The following is a 15423-nucleotide window of genomic DNA, read 5'->3' as shown; positions in this document are numbered from 1 at the left end:
TTGCAGGGCCGGGTCACGGCACGAGCCTCGGCCTCTTCCGCGCGGCGACATCCTCCACCCAGCCGAACAGGACGACGAACACCGCGATCAGGACCCAGCCGACGCCCAGCAGGAACCACTGGCTGTCCAGCGGCAGATGCGCCTCGAACGCCGGTACGTCCCAGAAGCGGTCGATCAGCGGCACCGCGAGGACGAGCGCGAGTTCGTGCCAGAGGTAGATCGTCACCGCGCGGGCGTTGAAGACGGTCACCAGCCGGTCCAGGCGCCGGAAACGGGCCAGAGCGGCGAAGTCGGCCCCGAGCCGTGCCTTCGTGTACATCAGCAGCGTCACGAACCCCGCCGACCAGAAGGCCTGCGCGAGCGGGATGTCGTCGAGGTCGTAGGTGCCGTACTCGCCCTGATGCGCGAACGCGTACCACCCGCCGTACGCCAGCGCGGCGAGCGCGGGCAGGGCGACGGCGGCCGGTTTCAGCCGCCCCAGCACCCCCTCGTGGTGCGCGAAGCCGAGCAGCCAGCAGAAGAGGAACGTGGCGAGGTCGGTGAGGGCGCTGCCGAAGCGGTCGTCCGGCGGCTGCCAGACGTACCGGAGCACGACGGCGGGGACGAGCGACAGCACCAGGACGGGCACGGGCGCCACCCGGAACACCCGCAGCAGCAGCGGCGAGAGGAGGACGAACCACAGGTAGGTCCGCAGGTACCAGAGGATCTCCCAGGCCTGCTCGCCCCAGGCGTTGCCCGGCGGGTCGCCGAGCGGCACGATCCAGTAGACGACCTGCCATCCCGGCATCCAGCCGTGCACCAGCATCGCGCCGGTCACGAACAGGCCCCAGCACCAGAACGGCGGCAGCAGGCGCCGCAGCCGGCCGCGGATCACCGCCGGGGCCGGGCGCCGCAGCGACCTGGCCATGAGGGTGCCGGCCAGGCCGAACATGATGCCCATGGAGGGGAGGACCAGCCCGGCCCAGGGCCAGCCGAAGGCGTGGTACGCGACGACCCGGACCAGGGCGACGGCGCGCAGGGTGTCGAAGTAGCGGTCCCGGCCCCCCGCCGGACGGCCCCCGGGGGCACGGCGCACGGCGTCCCCGGCCCCCGTCTCCCCGGTCGCCGCCGGAGCGCGCCGCGCCGCCCCCTTGCTGTGCGCGCCCATCACCCGTTCCCCGCCGGTGTTCCCACCTCGCCCGTCCGCTTGAGTTTCTGCCAGCGCAGCCGGCCGCCGGTGAGGGCGGTGACGCAGGAGTGGATGAGGACCAGGTACATCATCTGCCGGTACGCCAGCTGCTGGAGCGGCATCATCAGCAGGTACCGGTACTTCTCCCGGTCGAGCCGGAAGGCGTAGGCCGCGCACAGGAGCTGCACGCCCAGCACCGCCAGCCATGCGAGGAGGGCCGCCCGGAAGTCGATGAAGACCATCGAGTAGACGGTGAAGACGTCGATGAGCGGGGCGAAGACCGGCGTGACGACCTGGAAGAGCACGACCAGCGGCATGCCGACCCGCCCGAAGCGCCCCGAGGGCCCCCGGTCCGTCAGCGACCCGCGGTGCTTCCACAGGGCCTGCATCGTGCCGTACGACCAGCGGTAGCGCTGCGACCAGAGCTGTTTGAGGGAGCCCGGCGCCTCGGTCCAGGCCCGCGCGTGTTCCTGGTAGACGACCCGCCACCCGGCACGGTGCAGCGCGATGGTGATGTCGGTGTCCTCGGCGAGGGTGTCCTCGCTCATGCCGCCGACCTCCAGCACCGCGTCCCGCCGGAAGGCACCGATCGCGCCGGGGATGGTCGGCATGCAGCGCAGCAGGTCGTACATGCGCCGGTCGAGGTTGAAGCCCATCACGTACTCGATGTGCTGCCAGGCCCCGATGAGGGTGCGCCGGTTGCCGACCTTGGCGTTGCCCGCGACCGCGCCGACGCCGGGGTCGGCGAAGGGCTGCACGAGGTGCCGTACGGTGTCCGGCTCGAAGACGGTGTCGCCGTCCATCATCACGACGATGTCGTACCGGGCGTGGCGGACACCGTTGTTGAGGGCGGCGGGCTTGCCGGCGTTGGCCTGCCGGACGACCCGGACGTTGGGCAGGCCGAGGGACTCGGCGATCTCGGCCGTGCCGTCCGTCGACCCGTCGTCCACGACGACGATCTCGATCGGGTGGGTGCTGCGTGCCAGCGACTGGAGGGTGTTGGCTATGCACTCCTTCTCGTTGTACGCCGGGACGATCACGCTCACGGGCCCGGTGACGGGTGGTCCCCAGCCGAAGCGGCGTCTGTTGCGCTTCCGGTAGTGGCGGCGGGCGAGGATCAGCATCATCCCGAAGCGGCCCATCACGGCGACGCCGACGACCATGAGCCCGACCGACAGCGCCGGCACGGTCCACTCGGCGACCGCGACGGCCGCGATGAGCGCCTTGCCCTCGTACAGGGTGGTACCGGTGGCCCGGTGGTGGGCGGCCTGGAGGCCGCCGCCCCCGGTGCCGGACGCCTGGGCGGCGGGCCCTCCGGAGGGCTGCTGCCCGGTCTGTTGCTCGGTCTGTTGCTCGGCCACGACACCGCTGACGGTGGTGAAGGTGTAGCCCTTCGCCTTCATCTTCTCGATGTACTTCGGCAGCGCCTCGATCGTCTGCGACCGCTCGCCGCCCGCGTCGTGGAAGAGGACGGAGGCGCCTTCGTCGTCCTCCGGCGTGGCCCAGTCGACGATCTTCGAGACGCCGGGCCGCTTCCAGTCGTCGCTGTCGGTGTCGATGAAGACGCTGGTGTAGCCGTCCTCGCCGAGCTTCTCGTAGACGGGCCAGCTGTAGTTGTCGATGGCGTCGGTCTGGGAGGAGTACGGCGCGCGGAACAGCGTGGTGGTGATGCCGGCGGCGCCCGCGAGGGCGAGCTGGGTCTGCTCGATCTCGCGCGTGACGCGGGCGTCGCTCTGGTAGGACAGGTCGATGTGGGTGAAGGTGTGGACACCCACCTCGTTGCCCTGCTCGACCATGTCCTCCACGATGTCCGGGTAGCGCGAGACCATGGAGCCGACCAGGAAGAACGTGCCGGGCACGTCGTACTTCTCGAGGATCTCCAGCACCTGCGGTGTCCAGGTCGGGTCCGGGCCGTCGTCGAAGGTCAGCGCGATCGTCCTGTCCGGGACGGAGACCGTGGTGGCCTGTCCGCCGCGGAAGGTGAGGATCGGCCCGCCGTCGAGGACGTCGTCCGGTACGTCGCTCGCGCTCGCCCCGGTGCGCACGCGCTGGTCGCCGCCGACCTCCGCGCGCAGATAGCCGTCGAGGAGCATCACGCAGGTCAGCGCGAGCAGGAGCAGCAGGGCGAGGAGCACCCGCGGTCGTTGCAGGGCGGCGGCCCGGCCGGCGGCCCGCTCGATCCGGGTGGGGGCGCGTCGGCGGCCCCGTGAGGACGGGGACGGGGAGGGGGGTGTGGTCGTGGTCATGGCGGTGGCGGCGTCCCGGTCAGTCGGTGGCGGCGGAGGCGCCGGAAGTGGGGGTGGTGGTGGGCGCCTGGCCGCCGGGGGCGCCGACGGGCGGGGCTCCCGTGGGAGCGAGTCCGTCCTGCGGGCGGGCACCGCCGTCCGGGGCCCGGCCGTCCTGGCCGCTTCCGAAGGGCAGCAGCGAGGACGGGTTGACCGGGGTGCCGATGCCCATGAAGGCCAGGCCCAGTACGGCCGCGTAGCCGACGCAGACGGCTCCGACGAGGAGCCCCAGCCGGCGCAGCAGCCTGGCCCGGCGTCCGGAGTTGTCGACGAACACGGGCCCTTCGGCGGACCCGTTGCCGCGTTGACGGCGGCGACCGCGCGCGGGGCCCTCGCCCAGGGCGGCGCGGCTTTCGAAGGCAGGCTCGGAATGCATTCCCCGGACGTTAGGGAGCCTTCCCTGTCGCAAACTGGGCCTTCGTTGTGAGTTCACGATGAAACGCGACGCAACCTGTCCGTCCCCTGGCAGATGCCGGAAAACCTCGCACTTCTCTCAGGGAAGGCCCAGGCGCCCGTGAGACATTCACTCGTCCGACGACGAGAACGGGAGCGTGCGCACATGAGGGCTTACCGGAAGGCGGCGGCCGGGTGCGCCCTGTTGCTGGCCCTGGCCACCGCCGGCTGTTCCGGGCAGGACGGCACGACCGACGCGGCCGGTGCCGCACCGTCCGGCTCCACCGCACCGGCCGCCGCCGCGCAGGGCACCTCCTACGCCCCCTACGTCAGCGCCACCACGGCCTCCGCCAACGACACGGCGGGCTCCCCGGCGACGTACAACCTGGCGTTCGTGATCGCCTCCGGCGACGACTGCGATCCGCGCTGGAACGGCGTCCAGGAGCTCGGTGACGCCTCGGTCGCCTCCCGCGTCGCGAAGCTGACGGAGTCCGGCGCCGCCGTCCGCGTCTCCTTCGGCGGCGCCTCCGGCAAGGAACTGGCGGCCACCTGCGACAGCGCCTCCGCGCTGGCGGCGGCGTACGGCGAGGCCCTGGACGCGGCGGGTGCCACGCGGGCGGACTTCGACATCGAGGGCGACGAACTGGCCGACGCCGACTCGGTCGCCCTGCGCTCGGAGGCGATCGCGCTGCTCCAGGAGGAGCGGAGCGACCTGGAGGTCTCCTTCACCCTCCCGGTGATGCCCTCGGGCCTGGACGCCGACTCCCTCGCGCTGCTGACGTCCGCCAACGACCACGGCGTGAAGGTCTCCACGGTCAACCTCATGACCATGAACTACGGCGAGTCGTACGGCGGCGACATGGGCGAGTACGCCCTCACCTCGGCGAAGGCCGCCCACACGCAGCTCAGGAAGGTCTTCGGCACGTCGGACGCGGACGCCTGGCGGGGCATGGCGCTCACCTCGATGCTGGGCGTCAACGACGTCGCCGGGGAGACGTTCACGCTCGCGGACGCCTCGGAGGTCCGCTCCTTCGCCGAGGAGAACGGCATCGCCTGGGTGTCGATGTGGGCGACGTTCCGCGACCAGCAGTGCGGGGACGACGCCTCCGCGGACGACGCGCTGACCGACTGCAGCGGGGTGGAGCAGGAGAGCGGCGCGTTCGCGGAGGCGTTCGCGGGCTAGCGCGCTCAGCGGCGCCGGTACACGATCCGGCCCGCGACGACGGTCGCCACGCAGGTGGACGCGCCGTCGCGCACGAGCGCGGCCCGGTCGGGCACGTCGAACACCGCGAACCGCGCGGGTTTCCCGGGAGCGAGCCCAGGGAGCAGTACGAGCGGCACCGGTGAGAACGACGCGGGCCCGGGCAGGGTGGCCGGACGCCCCGCCAGGGCGAGCCCCGCTCCCCGCACCGCGTCCAGGGCCGCGCGGCCCCGCAGCTCACCGGCGACGGCGACCGTTCCGTGCGCCAGCATGCGCTGTACTCCGCGGCGCGCGCTGGCGCCCCGCGCGGACGGGTCGGCGGCGAGAAGTGCGAGCCCGCGCTCCCCGAAGACCGGCTCGGTACCGAGCCGGTCCGCTTCGCGCGGGTCGGGGTGGTAGGCCTGCTCCAGCAGTTCCGGACCGTAAGGGTTGAGCAGTCCGGGCGTCAGGAGTCCGGGCCAGCGGCGCACCCGTGCCCGCGGGTGGTCGGCGGCCAGTGCCTCGTACGGGCCTACGGCGGCGAGATGCGCGCCGTCGACCACGACGGCCGCCTCGGGCGAGGCTTCGGCGACGTGAAGCGTCAGCACGGCGGCGTCAGCTGGAAGCGAGCAGCTTCAGCTCGGGGTGCGCCGTGCCGCCCTCGATCGCCGTGGACGAGATGTGGGAGACCACCCGCTCGTCGACGGGGTCGTTCGCCGGGTCGTCGTGCACGACGAGGTGCTCGTACGTCGTGGAACGCTGCGCCGGGACACGGCCCGCCTTGCGGATCAGGTCGATGATCTCCAGCCGGTTGGAGCGGTGCTTGGCGCCGGCCGACGACACCACGTTCTCCTCCAGCATGATCGAGCCGAGGTCGTCGGCGCCGTAGTGCAGGGAGAGCTGGCCGACCTCCTTGCCTGTGGTCAGCCACGAGCCCTGGATGTGGGCGACGTTGTCGAGGAAGACGCGGGCGACGGCGATCATCCGCAGGTACTCGAAGAGCGTGGCCTGCGTGCGGCCCTTCAGGTGGTTGTTCTCGGGCTGGTAGGTGTACGGGATGAAGGCGCGGAAGCCGCCGGTGCGGTCCTGCACGTCCCGGATCATGCGCAGGTGCTCGATGCGCTCGGCGTTGGTCTCGCCGGTGCCCATCAGCATGGTGGACGTCGACTCGACGCCCAGTCCGTGCGCGATCTCCATGATCTCCAGCCAGCGCTCGCCGGACTCCTTCAGCGGCGCGATCGCCTTGCGGGGGCGCTCGGGCAGCAGCTCGGCGCCGGCCCCGGCGAAGGAGTCGAGCCCGGCCGCGTGGATCCGGGTGATGGCCTCCTCGACCGACACCCCGGAGATCCGGGCCATGTGCTCGACCTCGCTCGCCCCCAGGCTGTGGATGACGAGTTCGGGGAACTCCTTCTTGATGGCGGCGAAGTGCTTCTCGTAGTACTCGACGCCGTAGTCCGGGTGGTGGCCGCCCTGGAACATGATCTGCGTGCCGCCCAGCTCGACGGTCTCGGCGCAGCGGCGCAGGATGTCGTCGAGGTCGCGGGTCCAGCCCTTGGCGGTGTCCTTGGGCGCGGCGTAGAAGGCGCAGAACCTGCACGCGGTGACGCACACGTTCGTGTAGTTGATGTTGCGCTCGATGATGTACGTCGCGATGTGCTCGGTGCCCGCGTACCGGCGCCTGCGGACGGCGTCGGCGGCGGCGCCCAGCGCGTGCAGGGGGGCGTCGCGGTAGAGGGCGAGGGCCTCTTCGGGGGTGATCCGCCCACCGGCGGCGGCACGGTCGAGGACGGTCTGAAGGTCGGCCTTCTCGGTCACCGGCGTCCCTTTCGCAAGGTTCGTAAGGGTTGTGGACAGACTCGACCAGCGTACGCCAGCCGTTTTCCCGGCCGCGCTCAGGCCGCGTACGCGCCCGCGAGGACGCCGAGGAAGGCACCCGCGAGCAGGAACGGCCCGAAGGCGATGGCCGTCCCGCGTCCGGCCCGCCCCGCGACGACGAGGGCACCGCCGTACAGCGCCCCGAGCAGGAACCCGGCGAAGGTGCCCAGCATCAGCGTCGGCCAGCCGTACCAGCCGAGGACGGCACCGGCGCCCAGCGCGAGCTTGACGTCGCCGAAGGCCATGCCGGCGGGGTTGACGAGGAACAGCACGAAGTAGCCGGTGCCGAGCGCGAGGGTGCCCAGCAGGGCGGTGGTCCACTCCCCGGCGTGCTCGGGCACGAGCGCGGTGACACCGAGCAGGGCGAGTGCGGTGCCCGCGAGCGGAAGGGTCAGGGGATCGGGCAGCCGCCGTACCCGCACGTCGACGACCGCCAGCAGCACGCCGACCGGCGCCAGCAGCAGCCAGACGGCCAGTTCGGGCCGGGTCCCGGTGGCGGCGGCGAGGGCGGCGCAGACCAGGGCGGTGACGGCGGCGGGAACGGCGGCGCCGGGACCGTAGGGCACCGCGCGGGCCCCGCACCGCCCGCACCGCGCCGGCCCGAGCCATCCCCGGACCGGGTGCGCGGCCGGGCACGCCTCGCGCCACGCCTGACCCGAGGGGGCGGAGAAACGGTAGGCCGCCCGCGGCAGCAGCGCCCCCGCCGCGGCGCCCCAGAGCACGGCGACGAGGAGGACCAGCACATCGACGCTCAGCACGCGGACACCCTATGGCGGCGGGCCGCACGGCCGGTGGCCCTTTGCGCCTACCCGACCTTCGACAGCCGGGCCTCCGGCTTCCCCGACTCGGCGCTCTCGGAGGCGTACTCGAGGTCGTCACCGACCGGGGTGAAGCGGACGGTGGTGGGCGACTGGTTGCAGCCGCTGTGATTGCCCTCGGCACCGACCGACGCGGCGACGATCTGCTTCTCCGTCACCTGCTCGAGCGTCAGGACGTCGACGCAGACACCGCCCAGCTGGTCGGTCTGGCGCAGCCGTCCCAACTCCTGGCCGACGCCCACTCGCCCGATGGTGACGCGGAAGGTGCCCGCCGGCAGGTTGCCGCCGAGGGCGACGCCCTGGCCCTCCCAGGTGCCGAGGTAGGCGGCCGGGACGGTGCCCTGCCCGTCCCCGGGGGCCGAGACGGACGGCGAGTGGGTGCCCTGGTCGGCGTCGCCGCCGGCGGTGTCCCGGCGGTGGTCGCCCGGCAGCAGGTCGAACAGGAACACCGAGCCGACCGTCACCGCGGCCAGCGCCCCCGCCACGGCGAGGGCCACCGTGCAACTGAGCCTGCGCCCGCGTCCGTCACCGCCCCGCGTCGAGGTCGCCGCCACGTGCACGGACAGCTTCCCGGGGCTCCGGTCACCGTCCCGCGGCCCGGGCACGGCGGCGGGGGGTGCGGGAGGCGGGGGCATCACCGGCGGCGGACCGAAGACACCGGCGGCGTGAGCGTCCGCCTCCTGCTCCCCCGCCGGCACCGACGACCGGCTGAAGTCCACCGGCCCCGACCCCGGCCCGCCCTCCCCCGACGCCTCCAGGTTGAGCAGGTGTACGGCGCTCCGGCTGACCTGCTCCACCAGCGCCCCCGGCAGCCAGCCGCCCGCGACCAGCCGGGCGGCGCCGTCCGGGGCGAGCCGCCGGGCCACCTCGCCGGGGGCGGGACGGGCGCCGGGCTCCTTGGCCAGGCACTGGCGGACCAGTTCCCGCACCTCACCGCCCAGGGCGCCGAGCTCCGGCTCCTCGTGGACGACCTTGTAGAGCAGCGCGGCCGAGGAGTCCCCGGGGAAGGGCGGCCGGCCGGTCGCCGCGAAGGCCAGGACCGCGCCGAGGGAGAAGACGTCGGCGGCGCCGGTGACGCCCTTGCCGAGGATCTGCTCGGGCGACATGTAGCCGGGCGAGCCGATCGAGACGCCCGTCGAGGTCAGGGAGGCGGTGCCGTCCGTAGCGCGGGCGATGCCGAAGTCGATCAGCAGGGGGCCGTCGAGGGTGAGCAGCACGTTGGACGGCTTCACGTCCCGGTGCACCAGGCCCAGCTCGTGCACCGCGGCCAGCGCCTCGCCGAGACCCGCGCCGAGCGCCCGTACGGAGTGGGCCGGCAGCGGGCCGCCGTCCGCGACCGCCGCCGTCAGGGACGGTCCGGCCGCGTACGCGGTGGCGACCCAGGGCACGCGCGCCCCCGGGTCGGCGTCGAGCACGGGCGCGGTCCAGGCGCCGCCCACCCGGCGGGCGGCGTCCACCTCCCGGCGGAACCGGGCCCGGAACTCCTCGTCGAGCGCGAAGTGCGGGTGCACGATCTTCACGGCGACCGTCCGGCCGCCGGCGCTGCGGCCCAGGTAGACCCGGCCCATGCCGCCGGAGCCCAGCCGGCCGAGCAGCCGGTAGGGCCCCACGACCGTGGGTTCGTCGACATCGAGCGGCCGCATCGGCCCACCCCTCCCCCGTACGCCGGAACCTTCCAGCAGGGTAGTGGGCCGACGGCGCGACGCTCAGGGCGCGAGCAGCTCCACCTTCACGTCGGCCGGGAAACCGGTCGTCGGGCCGACCCGGCGGGCGAACTCCGCGACCGCTTCCAGCTGCGGGGCGCCGAAGCGGAAGTCCAGCGTCGTGAAGTACCGCGCGAGGGTCTCCTCGTCGAAGGACTCCCAGCGGGCCGCCTGCTCGGCGACCTTGTCGACCTCCTCCAGGGAGAGGTTGCGGGAGGCGAGGAAGGCCTCGTGCACCTTGCGGGCGATGAACGGCTCGCGCTCCACGTAGTCGCGCCGGGCGGCCCAGACCGCGAAGACGAACGGCAGGCCCGTCCACTCCTTCCACAGCGCGCCCAGGTCGTGCACGTCGAGGCCGTAGCGCGGCCCGTCGATCATGTTGGCGCGCAGCGCGGCGTCGCCGATGAGGACGGCCGCGTCGGCCTCCTGCATCATCACGCTCAGGTCCGGCGGGCAGGTGTAGTAGTCGGGCTGGACGCCGAAGCGCTCGGCCAGCAGCAGCTGGGCGAGCCGCACCGAGGTGCGCGAGGTCGACCCGAGGGCGACCCGGGCGCCGTCCAGCTTGTCCAGCTTGTCCAGCGGGACCTGCGAGACGATCACGCAGGACATCACCGGGCCGTCGCAGCCGACGGCGATGTCGGGGAACGCGACCAGTTGGTCCGCGTGCTTGAGGAACTCGACCAGGGTGACCGGACCGATGTCGAGATCGCCCTGCACCAGCTGCTCGCTGAGCTTCTCCGGGGTGTCCTTCGTCAGCTCGAAATCGAGGAGCGTTCCCGTTCTCGCGAGCCCCCAGTACAGAGGCATGCAGTTCAGGAACTGGATGTGGCCGACGCGCGGCCGGGTGCGAGAATTGTCCACATCGCGAGGCTAGCCCTCCCCCGCCGGACGCCCGGCGGCACCCCCCGCTGTCAGCCGAATGACACGTTCGTTCAAACATCCGGGTGAAGTGATCTTGGCCTCTGTTGCGCTCGGGGGCCTGCGTGCTACGCTCACAGCAAGTTGCAGTTTGGTTTCCCTTGCAGTACAGAGCCTGCGGAGCATGTGACCGCGGGCTCTCGTCATTCTCAGACATATGCAGTTGTGCGGATCGGTCTTCACACTTGCTGGTTCTGGAGCAGGGCAACCCTTTGGGCCCAAGGAGGGCTTATGGCTACCGGAACCGTGAAGTGGTTCAACGCCGAAAAGGGCTTTGGTTTCATCGCCCAGGAAGGCGGCGGCCCGGACGTCTTCGTCCACTACTCCGCGATCAACGCTCAGGGATTCCGTTCCCTCGAGGAGAACCAGCAGGTGTCCTTCGACGTCACGCAGGGCCCGAAGGGTCCGCAGGCGGAGAATGTCACTCCTGTCTGATTGACAGCAGTACCCAAGGAGCCCCGCGCCTTCCGGCGACGGGGCTCCTGCCCTTTCCGGCGCCTCCATGAATTCCCGGTGAATTCCGACGACCGCCGGTGGCTGTCGGTGGCAGGCCCTAGGGTCCCGCCATGACCCACGACACCGGCTTCCTGGACACCACCCGGACCTTCTACGACACCATCGCCGAGGACTACGCCGACTTCTACCGCTCCCTCGCCGCCGGCACACCACTGGACCGGGCGCTGATGGGCGCCTTCGCCGAGCTGGTGGGACCGGACGGGGAGGTGGCCGACCTCGGCTGCGGGCCCGGCCGGGTCACCGCCCACCTCGCCTCGCTCGGCCTGCGGGTCTTCGGCCTCGACCTGTCCGCGTCCATGCTCGCGATCGCGCGCCGCGAGAACCCGGGCCTGCGGTTCGAGCAGGGCTCCATGCTGGAACTGGACCTGCCCGACGGCGCCCTCGCGGGTGCGGTCTCCTGGTACTCGTCGATCCACACGCCATGGGACCGGCTGCCGGACCTCTTCGGGGAGGTGCGGCGCGTGCTCGCCCCGGGCGGGCACTTCCTCCTCGCCTTTCAGGTCGGCGACGAGCCCTTCCGCCCCGACCGTCCCTTCGGCCACCCGGTCGCCCTGGACTTCGAGCGGCGGCGACCGGAACCGATGGCGGAACTGCTCGAGGCGGCCGGCTTCACCGTGCTGTCACGGACGGTGCGCGTGCAGGAGGCGGACACCTCCTCGAAGGTCCCGCAGGCGTGTCTGATCGCCCGCCGCTGACGCCGGCCCGCCCGGCTACCCCTCGTACAGCCCCTCCACGGCCTCCGCGAAGTCCCGCATGATCGCCTCGCGCCGCAGCTTCAGCGAGGGGGTCAGATGCCCCTCCCACTCCGTGAAGTCCCTCGGCAGCACGGCGAAGCGGCGGATGGACTCCGGGCGGGAGACGAGCTTGTTGGCCTCGTCGACCGCGCGCTGGAGCACCGCGCGGACCTCCTCGTCGTCGGTCAGCAGCTCCGGCGGCACGGGGTGCTTGCCGTTCATGCGGCGCCAGTGGGTGATGCCGTCGGGGTCGAGGGTGAACAGGGCGGTGACGTAGGGGCGGCGGTCGCCGAGGACGATGCACTGGGAGATCAGGGGGTGGGAGCGCAGCCAGTTCTCCAGCGGGGCCGGGGCCACGCTCTTGCCGCCCGCCGTGATCAGCAGCTCCTTCTTGCGGCCGGTGATCGTCAGGTACCCCTCGTCGTCCAGGCTGCCGAGGTCGCCGGTGGCGAACCAGCCGTCGGGGGCGGCCGGGACGACGCCCCCCGCCTGGGGGTCCCAGTAGCCGTGCAGGACCTGGTCGCCCGCGACGAGGATCTCGCCGTCGGCGGCGATCCGGATCCGGGTGCCGGGCAGCGGCCAGCCCACCGTGCCAAGGCGGGGCTTCAGCGGCGGCGTCACGGTCGCCGCGGCCGTCGTCTCGGTGAGGCCGTAGCCCTCGTAGATCTCGATGCCGGCGCCGGCGTAGAAGGCGGCCAGGCGGCGGCCGAGGGGGGAGCCGCCGCAGATGACGTGCCGGACCCGGCCGCCCATGGCGTTGCGGATCTTGCGGTAGACGAGGGGGTCGTAGAAGGAGCGGGCGGTCTTCAGGGCGCGGCCCGGGCCGCCGCCCGAGCCGGTCTGGCGGGCCTCCATGGCCTCGCCGTAGCGCACCGCCACCGAGACCGCGCGGTCGAAGACCGTGGCCCGGCCGCCCGACTCGGCCTTGGCGCGCGCCCCGTTGAAGACCTTCTCCAGCATGTACGGGATGGTCAGCAGGCAGGTCGGCCGGAAGGCGGCCAGGTCCGGCAGCAGGTCCTCCGCCTTCAGGCTCGGCGCGTGCCCGAGGCGGACCCGGGCGCGGACACAGGCCACGGCGACCATCCGGCCGAAGACGTGGGACATGGGGAGGAAGAGCAGGATCGACGGCTCCTCCGTCTGCGTCTTGAAGACGGGGTAGAGCAGCTCGATCGCGTTGTCCACCTCGGCGAAGAAGTTGCCGTGGGTCAGCACGCAGCCCTTGGGGCGGCCGGTGGTGCCCGAGGTGTAGATGAGGGTGGCGAGCGTGCTCGGGCTCAGCATGCCCCGGCGTACGTCCACCTCCGCGTCCGGCACCCGCTCGCCCAGCTCGGCGAGCTGCTCCACGTGCCCCTTCTCCATGATCCACAGGTGCCGCAGGTCCGGGAGGCGGTCCAGCTCGGGCCCGAGGGCCGCCGCCTGCGCGGCCGTCTCGGTGATCAGGGTGACCGCGCCCGAGTCCTGGAGGATCCAGCGGACCTGGTAGACCGAGGAGGTCGGGTAGACGGGGACCGTGACGAGGCCCGCGGCCCACGCGGCGAAGTCCAGCAGCGTCCACTCGTACGTCGTCCGGGCCATGATCGCTATCCGGTCGCCCGGCATCAGGCCCTCGGAGATCAGGCCCTTCGCCACCGCCAGCACCTGCCCGGCGAACTCGGCCGCCGTCACGTCGCTCCAGTGTCCGTCCCCGGACCTGCGGCTGAGGACCACCGTGCCGGGGACGGCGGCCGCGTTGTCGAAGGGCAGGTCGGCGAGGGAGCCGTGCCGCACCGGCGGCGCGAACGGCGGTACGTACGCCTCCCGCACGGCCCCGTCCAGGCGTCGCGTCTCGGGTGCCACCAGGGTGGGACCGGGCGAGTCGGCGAACGCGGCGGAGGGGGCGAAGGAGGGAAGCGGGGTGGACACGGGCGGCTCCTGGGACGTGCAGCGGCGACACTGCTCAGCTGCATGACGTACGTGCCTCGCGCGCCGAGGCGTTCATCGCCGGGGCCGGTGGACGAGGTCCTGCCGGGGGTTACCGGCGGTCAGGTTCGGGATCGTACGGGGCTCGCGTGGGGAGTTGGTGCGGGTTCGGGGATGGTCCGGCGCCGGGGCTGTGCAGCCTCGGGGGTTACCTGCGGGTAAGTCACGCTTGTTCCGAAATGGCCGTCACACTGCATCCCTCCACGGCGGCACGACGAGGATTACCTCCGGTAACCTTACTTCAGGGTAAGTGTTGTTCGGGTCTGTTCACGGAGCTGGGAGTCACCCATGGCCGACGACCGTCCGCTGGCCGGAGTTCCCGCCCTCCCGCCGCTCCTCGCGCGCGGGGCCCTGCTGTCACCCCTCAAACGGCCCCGCCCGGACGCGGACTTCCCGCACACCCGCCTGGTGGTCCCCGACCTGCGCGTGGACCCCGCGCCCCTGGCCGCCTACGAGCGGGTGTGCGGCTTCCCGGCCGGGGCGGACACGCTTCCGCCGACGTATCCGCACGTGCTGGGCTTCCCGCTGGCCATGCGGCTGATGAGCGGCCGGGACTTCCCGCTGCCGCTGCTCGGGCTCGTCCACACGTCGATCGGCCTCACCCGGCGGGCACCCCTGCCGGCGACCGGGACCTACGAACTCGCCGTGCACGTCGAGGCCCTGCTGCCGCACCGGCGCGGCACCGAGGCCGCGGTCGTGACGGAACTGCGGGCCGACGGCGACCTGGTGTGGGAGTCGCGCAGCACCTACCTGGCGCGGCACCGCACCGATGGGCCGGACGCTCCCGGCGCCCCGCGTCAGGAGGAGGCGCCGCTGCCCGTGCGCGCCGAGTGGCGGCTCGCCGGTGACCTCGGGCGGCGCTACGGGGCCGCGTCCGGCGACCGCAACCCGATCCACCTGCACCCGCTCACCGCCCGCCTGTTCGGCTTCCCGCGGGCCATCGCGCACGGCATGTGGAGCGTGGCCCGGTGCCTCGCCGAGCACGGCACACCGGAGGCGGTCGCGGTGCGGGCCGCCTTCAGGGCGCCGGTACCGCTGCCCGGGACGGTGACCTACGGGGCCGGGGACGGGCGGTTCGAGCTGCGCGGCGACGAAGGCCCGCGGCTGCACCTGTCCGGCGAGGTCGGGCCCTGTCCGGCGGCGTGAGCCACCGCTTCGGCCCCGGACTCCCCGGGCGGGGTCCAGGGCCGGTCGGTCATCAGGTTGCCCAGGCCCGCCCAGGCGAAGTTCATCAGGGTCGCCGCCGCCTGCTTCGCGCTGACGCCCTCGGTCGCGTTGGCCCAGTCGGCGAGCGACTCGGCGGCGCCGACCAGGGCCTCGGCGAGCCCGGCGACCTCGCGCTCGGGCAGGTTCGGGTCGCGGTGGGCGTCCCGAGCGGCGGCGGCGATCAGCTGCGTCACGAACGCGACGATCTCCTCGCGCATCACCGCCACCTCGGCGGCGAACGGCTCGCCGTGGGTGCGGGCCTGAAGGTGCAGCACCGTCCAGGCGTCCGGGTTGCGGGCGGTGTGGGTGAAGAAGGCCCGCAGCCCGGACCAGAGTTGGCCGTCGGCCGGCAGACCCGGGTGGACGCCGGCGCGTACGGCCTCGGTCAGCGCCCGCGCCTCACGGCGGATGCAGGCGGTGAAGAGGTCTTCCTTCGAGTTCAGGTAGAGGTACACCAGCGGCTTGGAGACGCCCGCGAGTTCGGCGATCTCGTCCATCGACGCCGCCATGTACCCGCGCTGCCCGAAGGTGCGCACCGCGGCGTCCAGCATCTGCTGCTCACGGACCGCACGCGGCATCCGCTTGGTCTTCCCAACACCCATGCGAATCAGCGTACGGTCCGTGCGGCCGTGGTCAGGGCGTCCGGACGTCAACACGTCCGGACGCCA

Annotated in this window: 14 protein-coding genes; 4 read left to right on the top strand and 10 right to left on the bottom strand. The window is 72.7% G+C overall.

The features are described from left to right. Nucleotides 1–13: 13 nt before the first annotated feature. From ACIRG6_RS35605 to ACIRG6_RS35595, 3 genes are read right to left on the bottom strand one after another with little or no spacing between them, the layout of a single operon-like run. The gene (locus ACIRG6_RS35605) at nucleotides 14–1147 is read right to left on the bottom strand and encodes an acyltransferase family protein (protein WP_403325989.1); all 1134 of its coding nucleotides are present in this window, start codon (nucleotides 1145–1147) and stop codon (nucleotides 14–16) included. After that, nucleotides 1147–3414: a bifunctional polysaccharide deacetylase/glycosyltransferase family 2 protein gene (locus ACIRG6_RS35600; protein WP_403325986.1), complete on the bottom strand. Its 2268-nt coding sequence runs from the start codon at nucleotides 3412–3414 to the stop codon at nucleotides 1147–1149. Before ACIRG6_RS35600 ends, ACIRG6_RS35605 begins: the two co-directional genes overlap by 1 nt. Nucleotides 3415–3433: 19 nt before the next feature. Beyond that, nucleotides 3434–3829 carry a hypothetical protein gene (locus ACIRG6_RS35595; protein WP_364681895.1) on the bottom strand — a complete coding sequence of 132 codons (396 nt, stop codon included), beginning with the start codon at nucleotides 3827–3829 and terminating at the stop codon, nucleotides 3434–3436. A 183-nt stretch (nucleotides 3830–4012) separates the two neighbouring features. Between ACIRG6_RS35595 and ACIRG6_RS35590 the strand changes: the two genes are divergently transcribed. Next, nucleotides 4013–5029 carry a chitinase gene (locus tag ACIRG6_RS35590; protein ID WP_365022045.1) on the top strand — a complete coding sequence of 339 codons (1017 nt, stop codon included), beginning with the start codon at nucleotides 4013–4015 and terminating at the stop codon, nucleotides 5027–5029. Nucleotides 5030–5034: 5 nt separating this feature from the next. On the opposite strand, the gene ACIRG6_RS35585 is transcribed toward ACIRG6_RS35590, so the two are convergent. The 5 genes from ACIRG6_RS35585 to ACIRG6_RS35565 all read right to left on the bottom strand — a co-directional run bounded on the left by ACIRG6_RS35585 (nucleotide 5035) and on the right by ACIRG6_RS35565 (nucleotide 10283). Further along, nucleotides 5035–5634 carry a hypothetical protein gene (locus ACIRG6_RS35585; RefSeq protein WP_350720974.1) on the bottom strand — a complete coding sequence of 200 codons (600 nt, stop codon included), beginning with the start codon at nucleotides 5632–5634 and terminating at the stop codon, nucleotides 5035–5037. Nucleotides 5635–5641: 7 nt separating this feature from the next. Continuing rightward, the gene (gene mqnC / locus ACIRG6_RS35580; protein ID WP_403325983.1) at nucleotides 5642–6841 is read right to left on the bottom strand and encodes a cyclic dehypoxanthinyl futalosine synthase; all 1200 of its coding nucleotides are present in this window, start codon (nucleotides 6839–6841) and stop codon (nucleotides 5642–5644) included. Nucleotides 6842–6918: 77 nt separating this feature from the next. Further along, nucleotides 6919–7656 carry a prepilin peptidase gene (locus tag ACIRG6_RS35575; RefSeq protein ID WP_364681975.1) on the bottom strand — a complete coding sequence of 246 codons (738 nt, stop codon included), beginning with the start codon at nucleotides 7654–7656 and terminating at the stop codon, nucleotides 6919–6921. 50 nt (nucleotides 7657–7706) lie between these two features. Next, the gene (locus ACIRG6_RS35570) at nucleotides 7707–9362 is read right to left on the bottom strand and encodes a serine/threonine-protein kinase (protein WP_403325980.1); all 1656 of its coding nucleotides are present in this window, start codon (nucleotides 9360–9362) and stop codon (nucleotides 7707–7709) included. A 63-nt stretch (nucleotides 9363–9425) separates the two neighbouring features. Continuing rightward, nucleotides 9426–10283: a menaquinone biosynthetic enzyme MqnA/MqnD family protein gene (locus ACIRG6_RS35565; protein ID WP_403325977.1), complete on the bottom strand. Its 858-nt coding sequence runs from the start codon at nucleotides 10281–10283 to the stop codon at nucleotides 9426–9428. Nucleotides 10284–10571: 288 nt separating this feature from the next. Here ACIRG6_RS35565 and ACIRG6_RS35560 point away from each other — a divergent pair, with 288 nt between their 5' ends. Both ACIRG6_RS35560 and ACIRG6_RS35555 read left to right on the top strand, forming a co-directional pair. Beyond that, complete coding sequence (locus ACIRG6_RS35560) at nucleotides 10572–10775, top strand: cold-shock protein (RefSeq protein WP_003974443.1); 204 nt, start codon at nucleotides 10572–10574, stop codon at nucleotides 10773–10775. 131 nt (nucleotides 10776–10906) lie between these two features. Continuing rightward, nucleotides 10907–11551 carry a class I SAM-dependent DNA methyltransferase gene (locus ACIRG6_RS35555; RefSeq protein WP_364681904.1) on the top strand — a complete coding sequence of 215 codons (645 nt, stop codon included), beginning with the start codon at nucleotides 10907–10909 and terminating at the stop codon, nucleotides 11549–11551. A gap of 15 nt (nucleotides 11552–11566) precedes the next feature. Here ACIRG6_RS35555 and ACIRG6_RS35550 read toward each other — a convergent pair whose 3' ends face one another. Further along, the gene (locus ACIRG6_RS35550; protein ID WP_364822414.1) at nucleotides 11567–13492 is read right to left on the bottom strand and encodes an AMP-dependent synthetase/ligase; all 1926 of its coding nucleotides are present in this window, start codon (nucleotides 13490–13492) and stop codon (nucleotides 11567–11569) included. A gap of 345 nt (nucleotides 13493–13837) precedes the next feature. Between ACIRG6_RS35550 and ACIRG6_RS35545 the strand changes: the two genes are divergently transcribed. Next, a complete protein-coding gene (locus ACIRG6_RS35545) occupies nucleotides 13838–14695 on the top strand; it encodes a MaoC/PaaZ C-terminal domain-containing protein (RefSeq protein ID WP_403325973.1) in 858 nt (285 codons plus the stop codon). On the opposite strand, the gene ACIRG6_RS35540 is transcribed toward ACIRG6_RS35545, so the two are convergent. Further along, nucleotides 14602–15357 (bottom strand): TetR/AcrR family transcriptional regulator, encoded by a 756-nt coding sequence (locus ACIRG6_RS35540; protein ID WP_364822408.1) that lies wholly within the window; start codon nucleotides 15355–15357, stop codon nucleotides 14602–14604. The two genes, ACIRG6_RS35545 and ACIRG6_RS35540, sit on opposite strands and share 94 nt — an antisense overlap. Nucleotides 15358–15423 lie beyond the last annotated feature (66 nt).

This window comes from Streptomyces flaveolus (assembly GCF_044765825.1).
Taxonomy (GTDB): domain Bacteria; phylum Actinomycetota; class Actinomycetes; order Streptomycetales; family Streptomycetaceae; genus Streptomyces; species Streptomyces flaveolus.
Note: the sequence above shows the minus strand (reverse complement) of the source record. Positions and strands in the feature narration are given on the sequence as shown.